This is a genomic window from Lachnospiraceae bacterium (assembly GCA_022794035.1).
Classification (GTDB): domain Bacteria; phylum Bacillota; class Clostridia; order Lachnospirales; family Bianqueaceae; genus CALWPV01.
The window spans coordinates 79,580-98,719 of the sequence record JAAWDX010000012.1 but is presented as its reverse complement, the minus strand read 5'-3'; the positions used below and the strand labels follow the sequence as shown (position 1 = coordinate 98,719).

Annotated in this window: 11 protein-coding genes; 10 read left to right on the top strand and 1 reads right to left on the bottom strand. The window is 47.9% G+C overall.

What is annotated here, in order from left to right:
• The first annotated feature begins 9 nt into the window (after positions 1-9).
• The 10 genes from HFE64_09690 (at position 10) to ppdK (ending at position 17,717) form a co-directional block, all read left to right on the top strand.
• Positions 10-387, top strand: a complete 378-nt coding sequence (locus tag HFE64_09690; GenBank protein ID MCI8633733.1) for a cell division protein ZapA — start codon at positions 10-12, stop codon at positions 385-387.
• Positions 384-2,666, top strand: a complete 2,283-nt coding sequence (locus HFE64_09685) for a U32 family peptidase (GenBank protein ID MCI8633732.1) — start codon at positions 384-386, stop codon at positions 2,664-2,666. The genes HFE64_09690 and HFE64_09685 overlap by 4 nt, the downstream gene beginning before the upstream one ends.
• Positions 2,666-4,180: an FtsW/RodA/SpoVE family cell cycle protein gene (locus HFE64_09680; GenBank protein ID MCI8633731.1), complete on the top strand. Its 1,515-nt coding sequence runs from the start codon at positions 2,666-2,668 to the stop codon at positions 4,178-4,180. Before HFE64_09685 ends, HFE64_09680 begins: the two co-directional genes overlap by 1 nt.
• Complete coding sequence (locus tag HFE64_09675) at positions 4,158-5,573, top strand: penicillin-binding protein 2 (GenBank protein ID MCI8633730.1); 1,416 nt, start codon at positions 4,158-4,160, stop codon at positions 5,571-5,573. Before HFE64_09680 ends, HFE64_09675 begins: the two co-directional genes overlap by 23 nt.
• Positions 5,554-8,505: a hypothetical protein gene (locus HFE64_09670; GenBank protein ID MCI8633729.1), complete on the top strand. Its 2,952-nt coding sequence runs from the start codon at positions 5,554-5,556 to the stop codon at positions 8,503-8,505. The genes HFE64_09675 and HFE64_09670 overlap by 20 nt, the downstream gene beginning before the upstream one ends.
• A 263-nt stretch (positions 8,506-8,768) precedes the next feature.
• On the top strand, positions 8,769-11,666 hold the full coding sequence (locus tag HFE64_09665) for an insulinase family protein (GenBank protein ID MCI8633728.1): 2,898 nt from the start codon (positions 8,769-8,771) through the stop codon (positions 11,664-11,666).
• Between the two features lie 15 nt (positions 11,667-11,681).
• The gene (locus tag HFE64_09660) at positions 11,682-12,575 is read left to right on the top strand and encodes a GTPase Era (protein MCI8633727.1); all 894 of its coding nucleotides are present in this window, start codon (positions 11,682-11,684) and stop codon (positions 12,573-12,575) included.
• 186 nt (positions 12,576-12,761) lie between these two features.
• Positions 12,762-13,526: a DNA repair protein RecO gene (gene recO, locus HFE64_09655; protein MCI8633726.1), complete on the top strand. Its 765-nt coding sequence runs from the start codon at positions 12,762-12,764 to the stop codon at positions 13,524-13,526.
• 79 nt (positions 13,527-13,605) lie between these two features.
• Entirely contained in the window at positions 13,606-14,994 is a 1,389-nt protein-coding gene (locus HFE64_09650) for a glycine--tRNA ligase (protein MCI8633725.1), read from the top strand.
• A 95-nt stretch (positions 14,995-15,089) separates the two neighbouring features.
• Entirely contained in the window at positions 15,090-17,717 is a 2,628-nt protein-coding gene (ppdK, locus tag HFE64_09645; GenBank protein MCI8633724.1) for a pyruvate, phosphate dikinase, read from the top strand.
• Between the two features lie 61 nt (positions 17,718-17,778).
• Here ppdK and HFE64_09640 read toward each other — a convergent pair whose 3' ends face one another.
• Entirely contained in the window at positions 17,779-19,026 is a 1,248-nt protein-coding gene (locus HFE64_09640; GenBank protein MCI8633723.1) for a helix-turn-helix transcriptional regulator, read from the bottom strand.
• Positions 19,027-19,140: the final 114 nt, after the last annotated feature.

The window sequence follows — 19,140 nt, the reverse complement described above, 5'->3', positions numbered from 1 at the left end:
GAGGAGAACATGACAGAAAAGAAACAGATCATCATGCATATTGCCGGAAAGGATTATAAGGTAAGCGGAGCGGATTCGGAGGAGCAGCTGCGCCGCATTGAAGCATGCGTGAATGAAAAGCTGAGCGCCTTACATAAGCTCTTTTCCGTACAGGGACTGGAGGAGGAGCATATCACCATGCTTGCCGCCATCAATTTGGCAGATGATTATATCAAGTTGCAGAAGCAGGTTCAGCTTTTAAAAGAAAAAATGGATAAGCTGGTAAAGAAGGAAAAGCAGCTGCAGGAGACGGCTGCCCAGTATGAAGAAGCACTGCTGAATCTGGAGACAGAAAATCAGGAGTACGCTGAGCAGCTAAAGCGTTTACAGGAAGAGAGGAAAAAGTGAAAGTATTTCAGCCGGAGATTTTAGCGCCGGCCGGGAATTTGTCGTGTTTGAAAGCGGCCATTGCTGCCGGCGCCGATGCGGTGTATTTTGGAGGGCAGGCCTTTAATGCACGCAGAGGGGCCGGCAATTTTAGTATAGAGGATATGAAAGAGGCGCTGCGGCTTTGCCGCATGCAGGGCGTGCAGACCAATCTGACGCTGAATACTCTGATTAAGCAGAAGGAATGGAAGGATTTTTTACGCTATATGGACGAGGTGCTGCCGCTTGGCATTGATGCCGTGATCGTACAGGATCTGGGAGTGGCAGAGGAGGTCCGCAGGCATTATCCGCAGGTTGCCCTGCATGCCAGCACGCAGATGGCGGTTCAGAGCCTGTATGGCGCGCAGTATTTGCAGGATTTGGGCTTTCAGCGGGTGGTGCTGGCAAGAGAGGTAACGCTGGAGGAAATTCGTGAAATTCGGCAGAAAACGAATATACAGCTAGAGGTTTTTGTGCACGGCGCTTTGTGCTACAGCTATTCAGGGCGGTGTCTGCTGAGTTCGTTTCACGGAGGCCGAAGCGGCAATCGGGGGGCCTGCGCACAGCCGTGCCGGCTGGCATACCGAGCGGAAGGAAGAGAAGGCTATTGGATGAATCTGAAGGATCTGTGCGCGGCCGATCAATTAGAGGCGCTGATGCAGGCAGGAGTGGATTCCTTTAAGATTGAAGGCCGTTTAAAGGGAGAGGCTTATGTGGCAGCGGTTACGCGCTATTATGCGGCGCTGCGGGATGAGTATCTCAGGACAGGAAGCGTGCACGCTGTTCAGGAGGAAGAACAGCGTGAGCTGAAGCAGCTCTTTAACCGGGGCGGCTTTACGCAGGGGTATTATCAGAATAAGGAGCATATGATCGAGCCGCATACGCCAAAGCATCAAGGCGTTCAGATCGGCAAAGTTTCAGCAGCGAGTAAGGGAAAGATTCAAATAGAAAGCAGGGAGACGCTGCATAGCGGGGATGAGCTGGAGATCCGTGCGGGCAGAGCACCCTATCCGTCTGTTCGGCTGGCAGCGTCTATGCTGCAGGGAGAGCATAAAGCCGTATTTTATTTGAAGGGACAGATTCAGAAGGGGCAGGAGGTATGGCGCATTGTAGATCCTGTCTTGCAAAAAAGGGTGCTGGAGGAAGTGCGGGAGCTGCCGAAGGTGCAGCTTGCGATGCGCTTCTGTGCACGAATCGGAGAGGCAGCAGTGCTTAGTGCGGCGGGCCATACGGTTTGGGGACAAACTGTAATGAAGGCGCAGACAAAGGAGCTGACAGAGGAAGCGGTGCGCCGGCAGCTGGAAAAGACAGGGGACAGCGGGTATCAGGCGGCAGAGATAGTCATTGAAATGGAAAAGGGAAGCTTTCTGCCGGTATCAGCCATCAATGAGCTCAGGCGCAGCCTTTTGCAGGAAATCAGCCAGGTGGAGCCATGGCAAAAAAAGGATGGAGAGCAGGAGAGGCTACAAATCAGGGATAAAGCGGCGCAGGGCTATTGGGTGGGCCTTGACCGGCCGCAGCAGTGGAGCGCGCTGTGCGAAATGGAGCATAGCTGTATTACGGCATTGATGCCGCGGATGGAGGGCTTTGAAAAAGCGGATAAACGGGCTTTTTTGCGGCTGGCCGCGGGGAAAAGAATTGTGCCGGCGCTGCCCCCGGTGGGAAGAAATGCGCATGCAGATTGGATGAAGAAGGAAATACAGGAGTGGCAGAGCCTGGGCGTGCAGGAGTTTGAGGTGAACCTGCTTGGTCAGGCGGAGCTGGTCCGGGTCCTGGGCGCAAAGGTGCAGGCGGGGCCGCATCTGGCTGTTATGAATAAGGAAGCGGCTGGTTTTTGGCAGCGGCATGCAGGCAGTATGATGATCAGTCAGGAGCTGACCGGCAGAGAGGCAGCCGAGCTGGCTCGTCTGCAGGGGACGTATTATATGGTTTACGGGCGTCCTGTATATATGATTTCGGAGCAATGTGTTTACCGTGAGGTAAAAGGCTGCGATAAGCATCCGCAGGGACATGAGATTGTTTTAGAGGACCGAAAAGGAGAGCGGATGTGCGTCCGCAGTCACTGCCGGCTTTGCTATAGTGAGGTGCTGGCGGAACGGCCGGTTTATATTTCTGATGAGAAGCGGATCGGCGCGCAGGCCAGGGTGGAGCTGACGCTGGAGACGGCGGCAGAGGTTAAAGAGCTTTGGCAGGCCATTTTGCAAAGGAGGCAGCCGGCGCTGGCGGTGCAGGCAGGTCATTGGGACAAGGGGGTGGAATGATGTTTCAGATGATGGTTCTGGTATCGAAATACCTGTATTTATTTTTACTATTTTTATTTGTCGCGATTGGATATTATCTGTATTGGCGAAAACCCTCGAGCAGTACCTGCAGGGAGATGTATTCCTATCAGGCAGCCATTATTGTACTGTTTAACCTTCTGTCGATGATCTTAATTTTGCTCAGGGAATGGCAGGACGGGATTCCCTGGGAGCAGCTGAAGACGCTGACGATTTATGGCGGCGTCATGCTTGGCATGTATATTCTTTTGTTAACGCTGCACCGGCATACAAACCGGCTTTTGTGGAACTGTGTATATATGCTGCTGAGTGTTGGATTTATTACGCTCTGGCGATTGGATCAGGAATCGGCGGTCATGCAGGTGTGGTGGATTGCTGCCTGCTTTGCGCTGGTCAATTTTGTACTGTTATTTTTTAGAGGAAGGTGGATATGGAGGATTCCGGCGCCGGTATATATGATCATCAGCGTAGGACTGATTGTGCTGCCTTTCATTTTCCCAAGTGAGGCAGGTGGATCACTGAACTGGGCGGATATAAAGGGATTCGTGTTTCAGCCCTCTGAGTTTGTCAAGCTGACCTTTGCCTTTTTCCTGGCAATTCTCTATACAAAGCAAAGGAAGCTTACTTCTTTGATTCAGGCAGGGGCAGTGACAGGGTTTATGGCGATTGTGCTTCTGCTGCAGAATGACCTGGGAGCGCTGCTGATTTTTGGAATTTTAGCCTGGATGATGACTTATGATTATCTGGGACGGGGCTTTGTTCTGTGGGGAGGCTGCCTGGCCATGGTGGCTGCGGCCTTTTTGGCGTATCGATTTGTGGGGCATGTGCAGCAAAGATTTGATATTTGGATAGATCCGTGGGCAGATATCAATGGCAGCGGATATCAAATTGCCCAAAGCCTGTTTGCGATTACAAGCGGCGGGTGGATGGGCGCCGGGTTGTATCAGGGGGCGCCGGGCTATATCCCTGCTAAAACAACGGACATGATTTTTTCGGCTATTGCCGAGGAGTTTGGCGTGGTTTTTGGAATCCTGCTGCTGCTGGTTTATCTTTTGATGTTTCTGTTTGTTATGGAAACTGGGCGGCGGGAGAAAAGTACCATTCGGCGTAATCTTTTGGTAGCGTTTGGCGTTTTGTTTATGTCGCAGACGTTTATTATTGTGGGCGGCGTCATTAAGCTGATTCCGCTTACGGGAGTTACGCTTCCTTTTATTAGCTATGGAGGAAGCTCTTTATTGTCAAATTTTATTACGATTGGAATTATTGAAGCGGTCATTCGATTGTACAGGATGGACCGGGAGGAGGCGAGACAACGTGAGCAGCAAAGAGAAGAAAAACGGCAGAGCTACGCCGCCGCTGTCGAAGAGGCGCAGTGGGAATACGAAGACGGAAGTCCCTATTACGGAGAAGTCTACGAGGAGCCGCAGCGCGGAAAAAGAGGGAGGAAAAAGAAAAAAGAAGCCCTCAGCCCCTTTGAATTCGACGACCCCTTCTAAGCCGGCAAATGATCATACCTTTCAGGTCATTAAAGGGATTTTTGTGGCGCTGGGGCTGTGTCTGATCCTCTGGATCGGAAAAATTATGATCATAGATCAAAAGGAAATTCAGACCAACGCGTATAATCCCAGATTGAATGAAGAAGAGGAAACAGTGATTCGCGGCTCTATTCTGGCTGCTTCAGGAGAGGTGCTGGCCTATACGGAAATGCAGGAGGATGGCAGCCAGGGCAGAGTATATCCATATGGAGAAGCCTTTGCGCATGTGACTGGCTATGTAGGCAGAGGAAAGGCGGGGCTTGAGCTGGCAGCGAATGATTTGCTGCTGCAGCCGCCGGACCTTTTGAGCACGCTTAAAAGCTGGGCTAAGGAGGAGGCACTGCCAGGATGCAATGTGATTACGACCATTGATTTTGCGCAGCAACAGAAAATCTACGAGCAGATGGCAGCGTATAAAGGGGCGGTTGTGATTACGGAGCCTTCAACAGGGAAATGCAAGGTTTTTGTGTCGACGCCGTCATATCACCCTGCTGATATTAAGGATCATTGGGAGACAATTGCAGACAGGGAGGATAGTCCCTTGTATACAAGAGCGACACAGGGGTTATATGCGCCGGGATCGACCTTTAAAATCATAACGGCTTTAACGATGTATCGGAATATGTCAGATTATCAGACCTATCGCTATGTATGCCCCGGGGCATATCAGATAGGCTCTGAAACGCTTGGATGTGCAGGCGGAACGGTTCATGGCGAAATGGATATTGAGAATGGATTTGCGGATTCCTGCAATGGATTTTTTGCCAGCGCGGGAGTGCTTATGGGAGGCGATGCAATTCGCAGCACAGCGGAATATCTTAAGCTTGGCAGCTCCTATGAGTTTATTTTACCGCAGTCGGAAACCAGCGTTGTGGTTAGTGATGACGATAGTGACGGAATGATTGCGCAGACAGCCATTGGGCAAGGGGAGACGCAGTTTACGCCCTTTGCGATGAATATGCTCACCTGCGCCATTGCTAATCAGGGGATTTTGTATACGCCATATATGATTGATCAGGTAGTTGATGCAGAAGGAAAGCAGGTGCAAAAAAATTTGCCTAAGCTATGGGGCACTGTGATGAAGGCAGAGGAGGCGGCATTTTTAGAGAGGCTGATGGCCGGCGTAATTGAGCACGGAACAGCAACCTCTCTGCAGATGGATGGCTGCACGGTATATGGCAAAACAGGAACGGCTCAGGTGGATCAGGGGGAGGATCATTCTTGGTTTACCGGATATACGAAGGTCAATGGCAAGGTAGATTTGGCCATTACCATCTTGATCGAAAATGGCGGAAGCGACAAAAGAGCCGTACCGCTTGCACAGCAAATTTTAAATGATTATTACGGATCATAAAGAAAACGGTCATAATTTGTTAAAACTTCGTGTCTCATTTATTGACGATCTGAAAAAAGGATGGTATACTGATGCCATCCTTTTTAAGCAGGGAGGTGAGATGTTGAAAAAAGGATGGAAAAGATCTGTTACACTTGTACTTGCGGTCACCTTCCTCATGACTTCTGTAGTGATGTCGCCGCTGGCGGCTCATGCAGCACAGGAGAGTGAAGCACAGGTACAAGAAGAAAATGCAGAAGTGGTACAGAGCAATCAAACGGGGAATGAAGCGAACAATCAAAGCAGTCTGAACGGCCAAAACGATCAGATTGATCAAGGTGAAGAAGCAAACAACGTAGATTCCAATGCAGCAAACAATCCGGATGCAGAAGCAAATACCTCGGAGGAAAGCTCTGAAGCAGAAACCACTGGGGATGAATCCTCCGAAAGTGATGTGGTCGACGATGTGGAGCTGGAAGAAAGCCAGATTGCGGCAGAAGGCAGCATGGAGCTGGAGAGCATTTCGCTGTACAGCAATGCAAATGCAAGACTGCTGAGCAGTGCGGCAATGTTTTCAGCTAGAGCGAATAATTCCAATATGGGGTTAGCGCCAGGTATTGCTTTTTATAAATATGAAATTAACTATAATAAGTATACCGATTATAACAACGTCGAATATATCGTGATTCACGATACCGGCAACCCGAAGCCCGGAGCCGATGCTATGGCGCATTATCAGTTTTTTGCGGGTGGAAATCGGGAGGCTAGTGCTCATTATTTTGTCGATGATAAGCAGGTTGTGCAGATCATTGATGATAGTGAAGGGTCCTGGCACTGCGGTATCAAATATAAGACGCCGGCTACGCCGATCAGCAATCACAATTCGCTTGGAATCGAAATGTGTATTAATCCGGATGGCAATTACAACAAAGCGATGACAAATACCATTGATCTGGCAGCGTACTTGCTTTGGAAGTATAATCTGGATATAGATCATTTGGTCAGGCACTATGATGCCGGTACAAAGGTGTGCCCGCTGACCATGGCCGATAATAACTGGGCTCGCTGGTGGGAGTTTAAGGCGGCGGTTAAGGCTAAGCTGGGAACATATAATGGGCAGTTTTCCGGAGAGGAATCCGGCAGCACGACTTGGTACAACAACCCGATCCAGGGTTCGTCTACCATGAGTGCAGACACCATGGTTGCTTTTCTGATGAAAAATAACACGGGTATTACAAAGGCGTATGCGCAGCAGGTAGCCAATGCCTATTTGACGATTGGCAGCTACTATGGCATCCGCGGAGATATTGCCTTTTTCCAGGCTATGCTGGAAACGGGATATTTAAAGTATGGCGGCGAGGCAAATGCCAGCTACTATAATTTCTGCGGATTAAAAAACGGAGACGGGACGGATTATGCTAAGTATAATTCACCTGAGGAAGGCATAGAGGCGCATATTCAGCATTTGTACAGCTATGCCAGCAAAAACGAAATTCCAAGCGGCCGCAAGCTGCTGGATCCGAGATTTAAATATCCGGTGAGAGGGTCCGTTACCAAATGGGAAGGCCTGGGAGGTAAATGGGCAGTTCCGGGATATGATCCGAAGCAGTATAGCAGCCTAGAGGATGCGAGAAATCATCATGATTCATATGGTGAAATTATCGTTCGTTTATATGTAACGGCTGGCGGAAGCGGTGTACAGGCAGACGGAAGCAGCGGTTACTGGGATGATCCGGTCTATACAGGACCGGCAGCCGGCCTGCGTAATGAGCTTCAGCTTGGCAGTACCGGTTCGGATGTAAAAGAAGTACAGGGCTATCTGAAAACCATTGGCTACAGTTATGTTGCTGTAACAGGAACTTTTGATGCGAATACGCAGCGTGCGGTCAAGGATATTCAAACCAAGAATAAGCTGACAAGCGACGGCGTAGTGGGCACAGATACTTGGACAGTGATTATTAACACGTATGTGGAGTGTGTGACTGGCGGTAGTGTGACGCCTTCAGAGCCTACTAATCCATCTAATCCATCGGACCCATCTACAACGCATGCGACAATTTCGTATGGATCAACAGGCAGCGATGTGCTGGAAATGCAGAAGCTGCTTAATAAGCTGGGATATGGTCTGGATGAGGATGGTATTTTTGGAAGAGATACAGAGACTGCAGTAAAGAAGTTCCAGAGCGCAAACGGCATTGGAGCGGATGGCGTGGTAGGGCCTAAAACCTGGGCAGCACTGATTAAGATGAGTGAAAGTGGTAGCACCAATCCAGGAACGAGTACCACCAGGCCGCAGATCCAGAAAGGAAGTACTGGAGAGGCAGTTAAAGAACTGCAGCAGATTCTATCCCGTCTTGGGTATTCGGTAGGGGCGGATGGTATATTTGGCAATACGACCGAAGCGATGGTGAAGCGTTTCCAGGCAGCCAATGGCATTGGAGCCGATGGAATCGTAGGACCTAAGACTTGGAATGTACTTACCAGTGGCAATGCTAATGGAAATACAACTACCAATCCGGGAACGAGTACCACTAGGCCGCAGATCCAGAAGGGAAGCTCGGGAGAGGCTGTTAAGGAATTGCAGCAAATTCTGTCGCGTCTTGGATATCCGGTAGGAGCAGACGGTATATTCGGCAATACGACCGAAACGATGGTAAAGCGTTTCCAGGCAGCCAATGGCATTGGAGCCGACGGGATCGTAGGACCTAAAACATGGAATGTGCTTACCAGCAGTAATGCCAATGGAAACACAACTACCAGAGCTACCTTAAGGAACGGAAGTACGGGAGCCGACGTAAAAGTTTTGCAGCAGCTTTTGGTGCAGCATGGCTATCAGATCGGAATAGACGGTATTTTCGGCAGTGGTACAGAGGCAGCAGTGAAGCGTTTTCAGGCTGCTAATGGGATCGGTGCCGATGGAATCGTAGGGCCCAAAACCTGGGCAGCATTATAATCAATAAAGCTCTTGATAAAACTAACAAAGAATCATTGAATCCAGCCAGCAACGCAGCGTATCAGCAGCTTATCAGTGAGTCGAGAGCACGGCTTAAAAGAGGACATCTTCCAAGCTTTAAAAGCTTGGAGCGTGTCCTCTTTTTTATAGGATTCAAGGATTGCTTGTTGTAAAAAAAGGAAAAAAGCGGTATACTTAAAAAGTAAATAGAAACGCAAAAGACAGATAACGCAAATGAGATTTTAGACTTGGGAGGATGTTTAATGGAAATTCAAAATTATACACTGATCGAAAAAAGAGAAATTGCAGAATATCAGGCGACCGGGTATTTATATCGGCATAATCAGACAGGAGCTCCGGTTTTTTATTTATATGCTCCGGAAGACGATAATAAGGTATTCAGCATCAGCTTTTGTACGCCTCCAGCGAACAACGAAGGAATTCCTCATATTTTAGAACACTGCGTATTAAATGGTTCCAGAAAATTTCCGGTCAAAGAACCATTTGTAGAGCTGCTAAAAGGCTCGCTCAATACTTTTTTGAATGCCATGACCTTTTCGGATAAGACAATGTTTCCGGTGGCCAGCCGCAATGAACAGGATTTTATCAATCTTATGGATGTGTATCTGGATGCAGTGCTGCATCCTAATCTGCGTCATGATCCGTTTATCTTAAAGCAAGAAGGCTGGCATTATGAGCTGGAGGAGCAGGAAGGAGACATTCAGTATAAGGGTGTAGTTTATAATGAAATGAAGGGTGCCTATTCATCTCCGGAAACGGTGTTAAATGATACAGTGGATAAAGCTCTATATCCGGATACAATATATGCTAACAGCTCTGGCGGAGATCCGGATTTTATTCCTGATCTGACATATGAAGAGTTCAGAGCCTTTCATGAGACCTATTATCATCCATCCAACAGTTATATTTTCTTTTACGGCAATGGAGATATGGAAAAGCATCTGACGTTTCTGCATGAAGCTTATTTGCAGGAGTTTGAAGCATCGATTGTAAAAGGAGAGATTCCGGAGCAGACAGCGTTTGAGAGCATTCACGAGGTGGAGCATGTGTATGCCTTAGCGGATGGTGAGGATACAAAGGGAAAGACATTTTTAAGCTACAATGTGGTTGCCGGTCATTCGACAGATCCGCTGAATTATTATGGGCTGGATATGCTGGCGCAGCTGCTGGGAGGCTGTGAGTCTGCTCCAATTAAAACAGCGCTGCTGAAGGCGGGAATTGGCAAAGAGGTATATGCAGCCGCCAATGCCAGTATGCAGCAGCCAAGCTTTAGCATTGTAGCGAAAAATGCAGATCCTGAGCAGAAGGATGAATTTGTGCGCATTATCCGCAAAACATTAGAAGAGATTGTTCAAAACGGCTTGGATCCTAAGCTAGTAGAGGCTACGCTCAATTCAACGGAGTTTTCTTTGCGGGAGAGCAATTTTGGATCGATGCCTAAAGGATTGATGCTGAATATATCCTGTATGGATAGCTGGCTTTATGGCGAGAGTCCATTCCAGCTTTTATCCTATGAGGAGCCGCTCAGTCGTATTCGCAATACGCCCCGGTTTTTTGAAATGATGATTCAAACGCATCTTTTGCAAAATACTCATGGAGCAATTGTGACGCTGCGGCCGCAGCCGGGACTCAATCAAAAGGTGCAGCAAGCGGTGCAGGCAAAGCTGGATGCCTATAAGGCGGGCCTTACGCCCGAAGAAGTGGCGGAGCTGGTTGCCGAGACTAAACGCATTCAGGAGCGGCAGCAAAGTCCGGATAAGCCGGAGGACCTGCAGAAGCTCCCTCTGCTGGAAAGAAAGGATATTGATCCGAAACAGACGCAGTTTATCGCGGCGCTGGAAGATGTGGGAGGAAAACCAGCTTATATCTATGAAGATTTTACCAATCATATTGCGTATGTAAGTCTGTATTTTAATATGGATTATCTGCCGGAGAAAGATTTGCCCTATGCAGGTCTTCTGGCCGGAGTGCTAGCAATGATGAATACAGAGCGCTACACCTATACGGAGCTGGATAATGAGATTGGCTGTCATCTGGGAAGCCTGAATACCAACATTACGCTGCTGGAAAAGATGGATGGCAGCTTTGTGCCTTATTTTTACCTGAGCACCAAATATCTGATCAAGGAAAATCAGACCGCCTTTGATCTGGCAAAAGAAATCCTGCTGCACACGGATTTTTCGGATAAAAGCCGGCTGAAAGAAATCGTAGCAGAAAATCGTTCGCGGATGGAGCAGTCTATGATGCAGGCCGGTCATATGGTTGCCGGGAGCCGCGCGACATCGTATTTTTCTCCTCTTATGGCGTATAGCGAGCAGGTGACCGGCGTTGATTTCTTCTTATTTATGAAGGAGCTGGAGCAGCATTTTGATGAACAGGCAGATGAGGCGATTCGGCGCATGCAGGAGGTGCTGGATATTTTGATCCGGCAGGAGCAGATCAGCTTTAGAATCACTTGTCAGAAGGAGGAAAAACAGGAAATTCTTTTGGCAGCAGAAAGGCTGGCAGCGGACCTGCCGGCAGGAAAGAGCGTGCATGCCAGCGAGCAAGTGGTCCGCGTTCAGCCCGAGGTGAAAAATGAGGGCTTAATCACATCCGGTAAGGTGCAGTATGTGGCGAAAGCAGGCCGCTTCACGCAGCCCTATCATGGCTCGATGGTAGTGCTGGGGCATATTTTGTATCTGGATTATCTCTGGTCACAGGTGCGTGCGCAGGGAGGTGCATACGGATGCTTCCAGAACATCGACCGACAGGGGAGGATCCGGCTGGTTTCCTTCCGGGATCCTAATCTTGCGAGGACCGTCGACGTATTTGAAAAGGCAGGCCCCTTTATGGAAACCTTCTCCTGCAGCGAGAGAGAACTGACCAAATATATTATCGGCACAATTGCAGGGCTGGATCCGGTAAGGACCGTATCGATGAAGGGAGCTGCCGCCTGTGTGCGTCTGGAATGCGGCATAACCCCGGAGTATCTGCAGCAGCTTCGCGACGAAGTACTGGGCACCACGCAGGAGCAGATCCATGAAAGCGCCAAGGCGCTAACACAGGCGATGCAGGAGCCTTATATCTGTGTGCAGGGTTCAGAAGAAAAAATTAAAGCGGATAAGGATCTGTTTAAGACGATCATTACGCTGTTCTAAGGAAAACTAGATATCATGACAAAATCAGGTTTTATTTCATTGATCGGGCGGCCCAATGTGGGAAAATCTACATTGATGAATCAGATGCTGGGGGAGAAGGTCGCCATCACCTCCAGCAAGCCGCAGACCACCAGAAATCGTATACAAGGCGTTCTCACCGAGCAGGAATGCCAGATGATTTTTATCGATACGCCGGGCATTCACAAACCAGAGCACAAGCTGGGAGAATATATGGTTGAGGCCGCCAGCAGGGCAATTGGAGACGTGGACCTGGTCCTGTTTCTCGTGGAGGCAGGCAGGCTTAAACAAGAGGATCTGGAGGTGCTTGCTAAGCTTAGAAAGCAGCAGGCAGAAGTGATCTTGGTGATCAATAAAGTGGATGCCGTTGCCAAAGACGTTGTCTTGCTGACGATTGCCAAGCTGAAGGACCTGTATGAATTTCAGGAGATTATTCCGGTCAGTGCGAAAACAGGTGAAAATAAAGAAATCCTGCTTGAGCAGATTATGAAGCGAATGCCGGAGGGACCCTTTTATTTCCCTCCGGATATGCTGACAGATCAGCCGGAGCGGCAGCTGGTAGCAGAGCTGATTCGTGAAAAAACACTCTATGCACTGCAAAAGGAAATTCCGCATGGGATTGCCGTAGTCATCGATACGTTTACTGAGCGGGAGGGACGCGGCTTAATTGATATCAATGCTACAATAATCTGCGAGAAAAATAGCCATAAACCGATTATTATCGGCAAAGGCGGACGAACGCTGAAGGAGATTGGTTCCAGAGCAAGACAGGACATAGAGCGCCTGCTGGGTGTTAAGGTGAATCTGCAGCTTTGGGTTAAGATTAAAGAACGGTGGAGGGACAGCGACTTTTTGATTAAGAACTTCGGGTTTGATAAAAAGGAGCTGTAAAGAGTCAGGCTCTCCCTAAACTTTTCCAGTATAAAAGATCCATCCGCAAGGGAAAAATAAAGCCATCACACCGGCTGCGGCCAGAGGGAGGCAAAAGGATGGACTATCTTTGGAGTCGTTTTGAGCAGACAGGTCGGATTGAGGATTATCTGGCATGGAGAAACAGCATAGCAGAAGAGGCAAGGTATGAAGGAGAGCAAAGTACGGGGACTGATCATCAAAGAGGCCCCTATGGGGGACAAGGACAAGCGGCTGATTATGCTGACCAGAGAAATGGGCAAAATTTCAGTCATCGCCAAGGGAGCCCTTTCTCCTAAAAGCAAATGGGGTGCGGCGTCACAGCTCTTTAGCTATGGCGATTATGTCATGAGTAAAGGGCAGAGCTTTTACTACATTAAAGAAGTGCAGCTGATCGAAAGCTTTTATGCGCTGCGCGTTAATCTGGAGCGTCTGGCTTACGCAACCTTTATGGCAGAGGTAGCAGAAACACTCATTTTAGACGGACAGGAAAACCAGACGCTTATGTATTTGCTGCTGCGAGGCTTGATGGTTCTGTGCAAGGCAGAGAGCGGGGCAGAGAGTTTGATAGCGGATGCCTTCGTCTGGCGGGCGCTTTCAGAAAGCGGATTCTATCCCGAACTGCATATCTGCCGGCAGTGCGGCAGGAGTCTGGATGTTCTTCCAGCACAGCTGGAAAAAGTGACGTTTGATTTTGCGCTGGGCGGAGCTGTCTGTGAGCGGTGCAAAGCAAGCGGAGCCGGCGTCCAGCTTACATCCGGCGGGCTGCGGGCTTTGCAGTACATAGCGGAGGTGCCGGTAGAAAAGATATATTCATTCCAAGCGGAAAAAGAGGTGCAAAAGCAGCTGGATGAAGCAGCAGTGGGATATCTGCTGCATCAGACCGAGCGGCATTATGGGAGTTTGGATTTTATTGGGAATTTGAGATGGTAAGCCTTGACACTTACCATTTCTTTTGCTATACTTGCGGTTGATACTTAGCATTACGCTAATATGGAAGGAATGTGTAAAATTGGAAAAAACGATGGAAAAGATCGTTGCTCTGGCAAAGGCGCGCGGGTTTGTGTATGCAGGCTCTGAGATTTATGGCGGATTAGCCAATACATGGGATTACGGCCCTTTGGGAGTGGAGCTTAAAAATAATGTCAAGAGGGCTTGGTGGGAGGCTTTCATTGCCAAGAACCCTTATAATGTTGGAATGGACAGTGCGATCCTGATGAATCCGGAGGTATGGGTTGCCACAGGACATGTGGGCAATTTTGATGATCCGCTGATGGACTGCAAGGCCTGTAAATCCCGGTTTAGAGCCGATAAGCTGATTGAGGATTATTTATTTGCCAACGGTCTCACAGCAGAAAGCCCGCTGGATGGCTGGAGCAATCAGGAGATGGAGCAGTATATTGCAGAAAAAGGGATTGCATGCCCTGTCTGCGGAAAAACCGATTTTACGAGCATTCGTCAGTTCAACCTGATGTTTAAAACCTTTCAGGGCGTGACGGAGGATGCCAAGGCAACGGTGTATCTGAGACCGGAGACGGCGCAGGGTATTTTCGTTAATTTTAAAAATGTGCAGCGGACAACCCGTAAGAAGGTTCCGTTTGGCATCGGTCAGATTGGCAAGAGCTTCCGAAATGAAATTACCCCTGGCAATTTTACGTTCCGCACGCGGGAATTTGAACAGATGGAGCTGGAGTTCTTCTGCGAGCCGGGTACAGATCTTGAATGGTATGAATATTGGAAGGATTTCTGTTTGAACTGGCTTTACCGGTTAGGGCTGGATAAGGAGCATCTGCGGCTGCGCGAGCACAGCAAAGAAGAGCTGGCCTTTTATTCAAGAGGTACCTCTGATATCGAGTATACCTATCCATTTGGATGGGGAGAGCTCTGGGGCATTGCTGACCGGACCGATTATGATTTGACGCGGCATCAGGAGCATTCCGGTGCTGATATGACATATTTTGATCAGGTACAGAACAAAAAGTATGTACCGTACTGCATTGAGCCTTCTCTGGGAGCTGACAGAGTGACGTTGGCCTTCCTTTGCGAGGCGTATGATGAAGAGCAGATCGGTGAAAATGATGTGCGTACCGTGCTGCGTTTTCATCCGGCTCTGGCACCTGTTAAAATGGCCGTGCTGCCGCTTTCCAAAAAGCTTGGAGAAAAGGCGGAGGAGCTTTACAAAATGCTGTCTGAACATTATAATGTAGAGTATGATGACGCAGGCAGTATTGGCAAGCGCTATCGCAGACAGGATGAGATTGGCACGCCGTTCTGTCTGACAGTGGATTTTGATACATTGGAGGATGGCTGCATTACCATTCGTCACAGAGACAGCATGGAGCAGGAAAGAGTGGCGATTGATCAGCTGCTGGAGTACTTTTCCGATCAATTTCGATTTTAATTGCTCGCCAAAGAAATCAATCGGCCATATGGTTGGCATTAGCACAGAGGCGGCAATTTAAATAAAAACAAAAAACTTTTAGGAGGTTGTTTTACATGGGCAACAAATGGGTATACCGTTTTACCGAAGGAAACGCATCCATGCGTAACCTGCTGGGTGGTAAAGGCGCAAACCTGGCCGAGATGACCGGACTGGGTCTGCCGATTCCCCAAGGTTTTACCGTAACCACTGAGGCTTGTACAGATTATTATACCAGTGGCAAGAAGATTACGGAAGAAATTCAGGGTCAGATTTTTGAGGCGATGACTTGGCTTGAGGAGCTGAATGGCAGAACATTCGGAGATACCGAGAATCCGCTTTTGGTATCCGTTCGTTCCGGCGCAAGAGCATCCATGCCTGGTATGATGGACACCATCCTGAATCTGGGACTCAATGATGTATCGGTAGAAGGATTTGCAAAAAAGACCGGAAACCCCAGATTTGCATACGATTCCTATAGAAGATTCATTCAGATGTTCTCTGATGTTGTTATGGAAGTGCCCAAGAGCTTCTTTGAGAAAATCATTGATGAGCTGAAAGAAGAGAAGGGTGTTCATTATGATACCGAGCTTACGGCAGAGGATCTGAAGGAGCTGATTATCCGCTTCAAGAAGGTATATAGTGAAAACATGAATGGGGAAGAATTCCCGCAGGATCCCAAAGTACAGCTGATGGAGGCTGTAAAGGCTGTATTCCGTTCTTGGGACAACCCCCGTGCAATCGTATACAGAAGAATGAATGATATCCCCGGTGATTGGGGTACCGCTGTAAACGTGCAGACGATGGTATTTGGTAATATGGGTGAGACCTCCGGTACAGGTGTTGCGTTTACTCGTAATCCTTCTACTGGTGAGAAGGGTATCTTTGGTGAGTACCTGATCAATGCACAGGGTGAAGACGTAGTGGCCGGCGTTCGTACGCCTCAGCCGATTACGCAGCTGGAAAAGGATCTGCCGGAATGCTATGCTCAGTTCATGGAGCTGGCTATGAAGCTGGAAAACCACTATGCAGATATGCAGGATATGGAGTTTACGATTCAGGAAGGCAAGCTGTATTTCCTGCAGACTCGTAATGGTAAGAGAACGGCTCCGGCTGCTATCCAGATTGCTTGTGACCTGGTTGACGAGGGCAAGATCACGCCTGAGGAAGCAGTTTGCCGTATCGAGGCTAAGTCTCTGGATCAGCTGCTGCATCCCACATTTGATACCGCTGCTTTGAAGGCTGGCGAAGTGATCGGTTCTGCACTGCCGGCATCTCCGGGTGCTGCGGCAGGTCGTGTATACTTCACGGCAGAAGAGGCAAAGGCTCATCATGAAGCTGGTGAAAGAGTTATCTTGGTTCGCTTGGAGACTTCTCCTGAGGATATCGAGGGTATGCATGCAGCCGAGGGTATCCTGACTGTTCGCGGTGGTATGACCTCTCATGCTGCTGTAGTCGCTCGTGGTATGGGCACTTGCTGTGTATCTGGATGCGGCGAAATCAAGATCAATGAAGAAGAGAAATTCTTTGAGCTTGGTGGCTACACCTTCCACGAAGGCGATTATATCTCCTTGGATGGTACTACCGGTAAGATTTATAAGGGTGACATTAAGACAGTAGAAGCTTCCGTAAGCGGAAACTTTGGCCGTATCATGGGCTGGGCTGATCAGTTCCGCAAGCTGCAGGTTCGTACCAATGCCGATACGCCTGCTGATACGATCAATGCAGTTAAGCTGGGAGCCGAGGGTATTGGCCTTTGCCGCACGGAGCATATGTTCTTTGAGGCAGATAGAATTCCTAAGATCCGTAAGATGATTCTGTCTGACACAGTAGAAGCCAGAGAAGAAGCTTTGAATGAGCTGATTCCATTCCAGAAAGGTGATTTCAAGGCTATGTATAAGGCTCTGGAAGGCCGTCCGATGACAGTTCGTTATCTGGATCCCCCGCTCCATGAGTTTGTTCCTACCGATCCTGAAGACATCAAGGCTTTGGCAGATGATATGGGTCTGACTCCGGAACAGGTAAAGGCAAAATGTGATGAGCTTCATGAGTTCAACCCGATGATGGGTCATCGTGGTTGCCGTCTGGCTGTTACCTATCCTGAAATTGCAAAGATGCAGACCCGTGCCGTTATGGAGGCTGCGATTGAGGTTAAGGAAGAGGAAGGGTATGATATCGTTCCTGAGATCATGATTCCTCTGGTAGGCGAGAAAAAAGAGCTGAAGTATGTTAAGGATGTTGTAATCGAGGTAGCAGAGCAGGTTAAGAAAGAAAAGAATTCTGATATCCAGTATCATATTGGTACTATGATCGAGATTCCGAGAGCTGCCCTGACTGCTGATCAGATTGCTGAGGAGGCTGAATTCTTCTCCTTTGGTACCAATGACTTAACACAGATGACCTTTGGCTTTAGCCGTGATGATGCTGGTAAATTCTTAGATTCTTATTACAAGGCTAAGATTTACGAGTCCGATCCGTTTGCTCGTTTGGATCAGACGGGTGTTGGCCAGCTGGTTCAGATGGCCGCTGAAAAGGGCCGCGCAACTCGTCCCAATATTAAATTGGGTATCTGCGGAGAGCATGGTGGAGATCCGTCTTCTGTTGAGTTTTGCCATAAGGTTGGTTTGACCTATGTGTCTTGCTCACCGTTCCGTGTACCGATTGCTCGGTTGGCTGCTGCACAGGCTGCACTGAACAATAAATAATTGTCAATTGTCATATTTTAAAATGGCCTTGAGGGAGTAATCCTTCAAGGCCGTTTTGATGTTATCTCTGAATGGAGCTCGATGCTTTTTGGAGATAAGAGAGGGCAAGTTCTTCTTGTTCGCTGCTTCTGCGTAGCATTTCCATGATATAGGTTCTTTTTTCATGCAGTGCGTCTACAGAAAATGAATCTCGCTGATGAGCAATGGTTGCGATCTTTGCCGCCGATGCTACAATCTCGTCATATTGATGGAGTGCTAAAGCCATCAATTCTTTATCAATTTGAGGAATGACCTGAGTACATAATTCAAAAAATTGTTTGGTTCTTAATTTATTTTCATAATGGATAAATGCATGTGGAAAAACACACTCCATTTGATCTGCGTTTCTTCTGTTTTCTTCTCTTAGCAAGTTGCGCCAGTTTTGGTAAATCACGCTGCCATAGCCTTGCATTTCGTTTTCCTTGCAATAGCCATTATTTGATAATAGCGTGATTCCTTTAAAAAACGCATTTGTACAAGCCTTTGCCAACGGCATTTTTTCTTTTGCAGGTTTGATGATCATCATATCACAAGCAGATTTGTACCAGCCGCCATATTGATGGAGCTGATCAAAGTTGATTAGATTTTTTTGATCATCTCCATCTAAAAATCCTAATCCTTTTAAGGTCTTTCCATGATCGGAAAAGCCGATAGCAAAAATGGTATCGGTATAATCTCTTGGGCGTACGATGACCGGATACCCCTGTTCAATTTGTCTGCATGCAAGATCAATAAATGCGTTCTCCGAATACTTTGTTTTTGAATGAAGCTCGTAATCTAAGCCATATATTAAAAAACTATCGTGCGGCCACTCATTCGGGGCATAAGAATATCCAAAGCATATATTTGTAAGCGCAGATTGTAAAATATATTCATCGTCATCATTGATCTGACGGTTTTTAGTGTCTATGCGCTGTTCTAATCCGAAAAATAATTTTAAGGCAGTTAATAGGGAGGCAGACGAGATGCTTCTAAAGCATTCGGGCCCAGAATAGCTAGCTACCGGAACTCGCGGTTTAATCAGAAATTCGTAATCAAAATTCATATTACGCAGAATACGCGATGAAGAATCAAGAAGTTTATCAATAGAACAGTTAAAAAGCTTAGATAACTCATAGAGCATCATAAATTCGGGGATAGCCTTTCCATTTTCCCATTTACTGACAGCCTGAGGCGATACTTTCAATATATCTGCCAGCCGTTCCTGAGTGTAATTGTTCCTTGTACGCAGATAGGCAATTTGCTGTCCCATTTCTTTGGCATTAAACATAAGATAGTTCTCCTTTTCATTTATAATTGTAATTCTATATTAAAACATGGCATCCTATACTGTCCAGATACGGCAGGTTGTTTTTGTTAAAGAGACTAAACCTGCAGTTGTGTT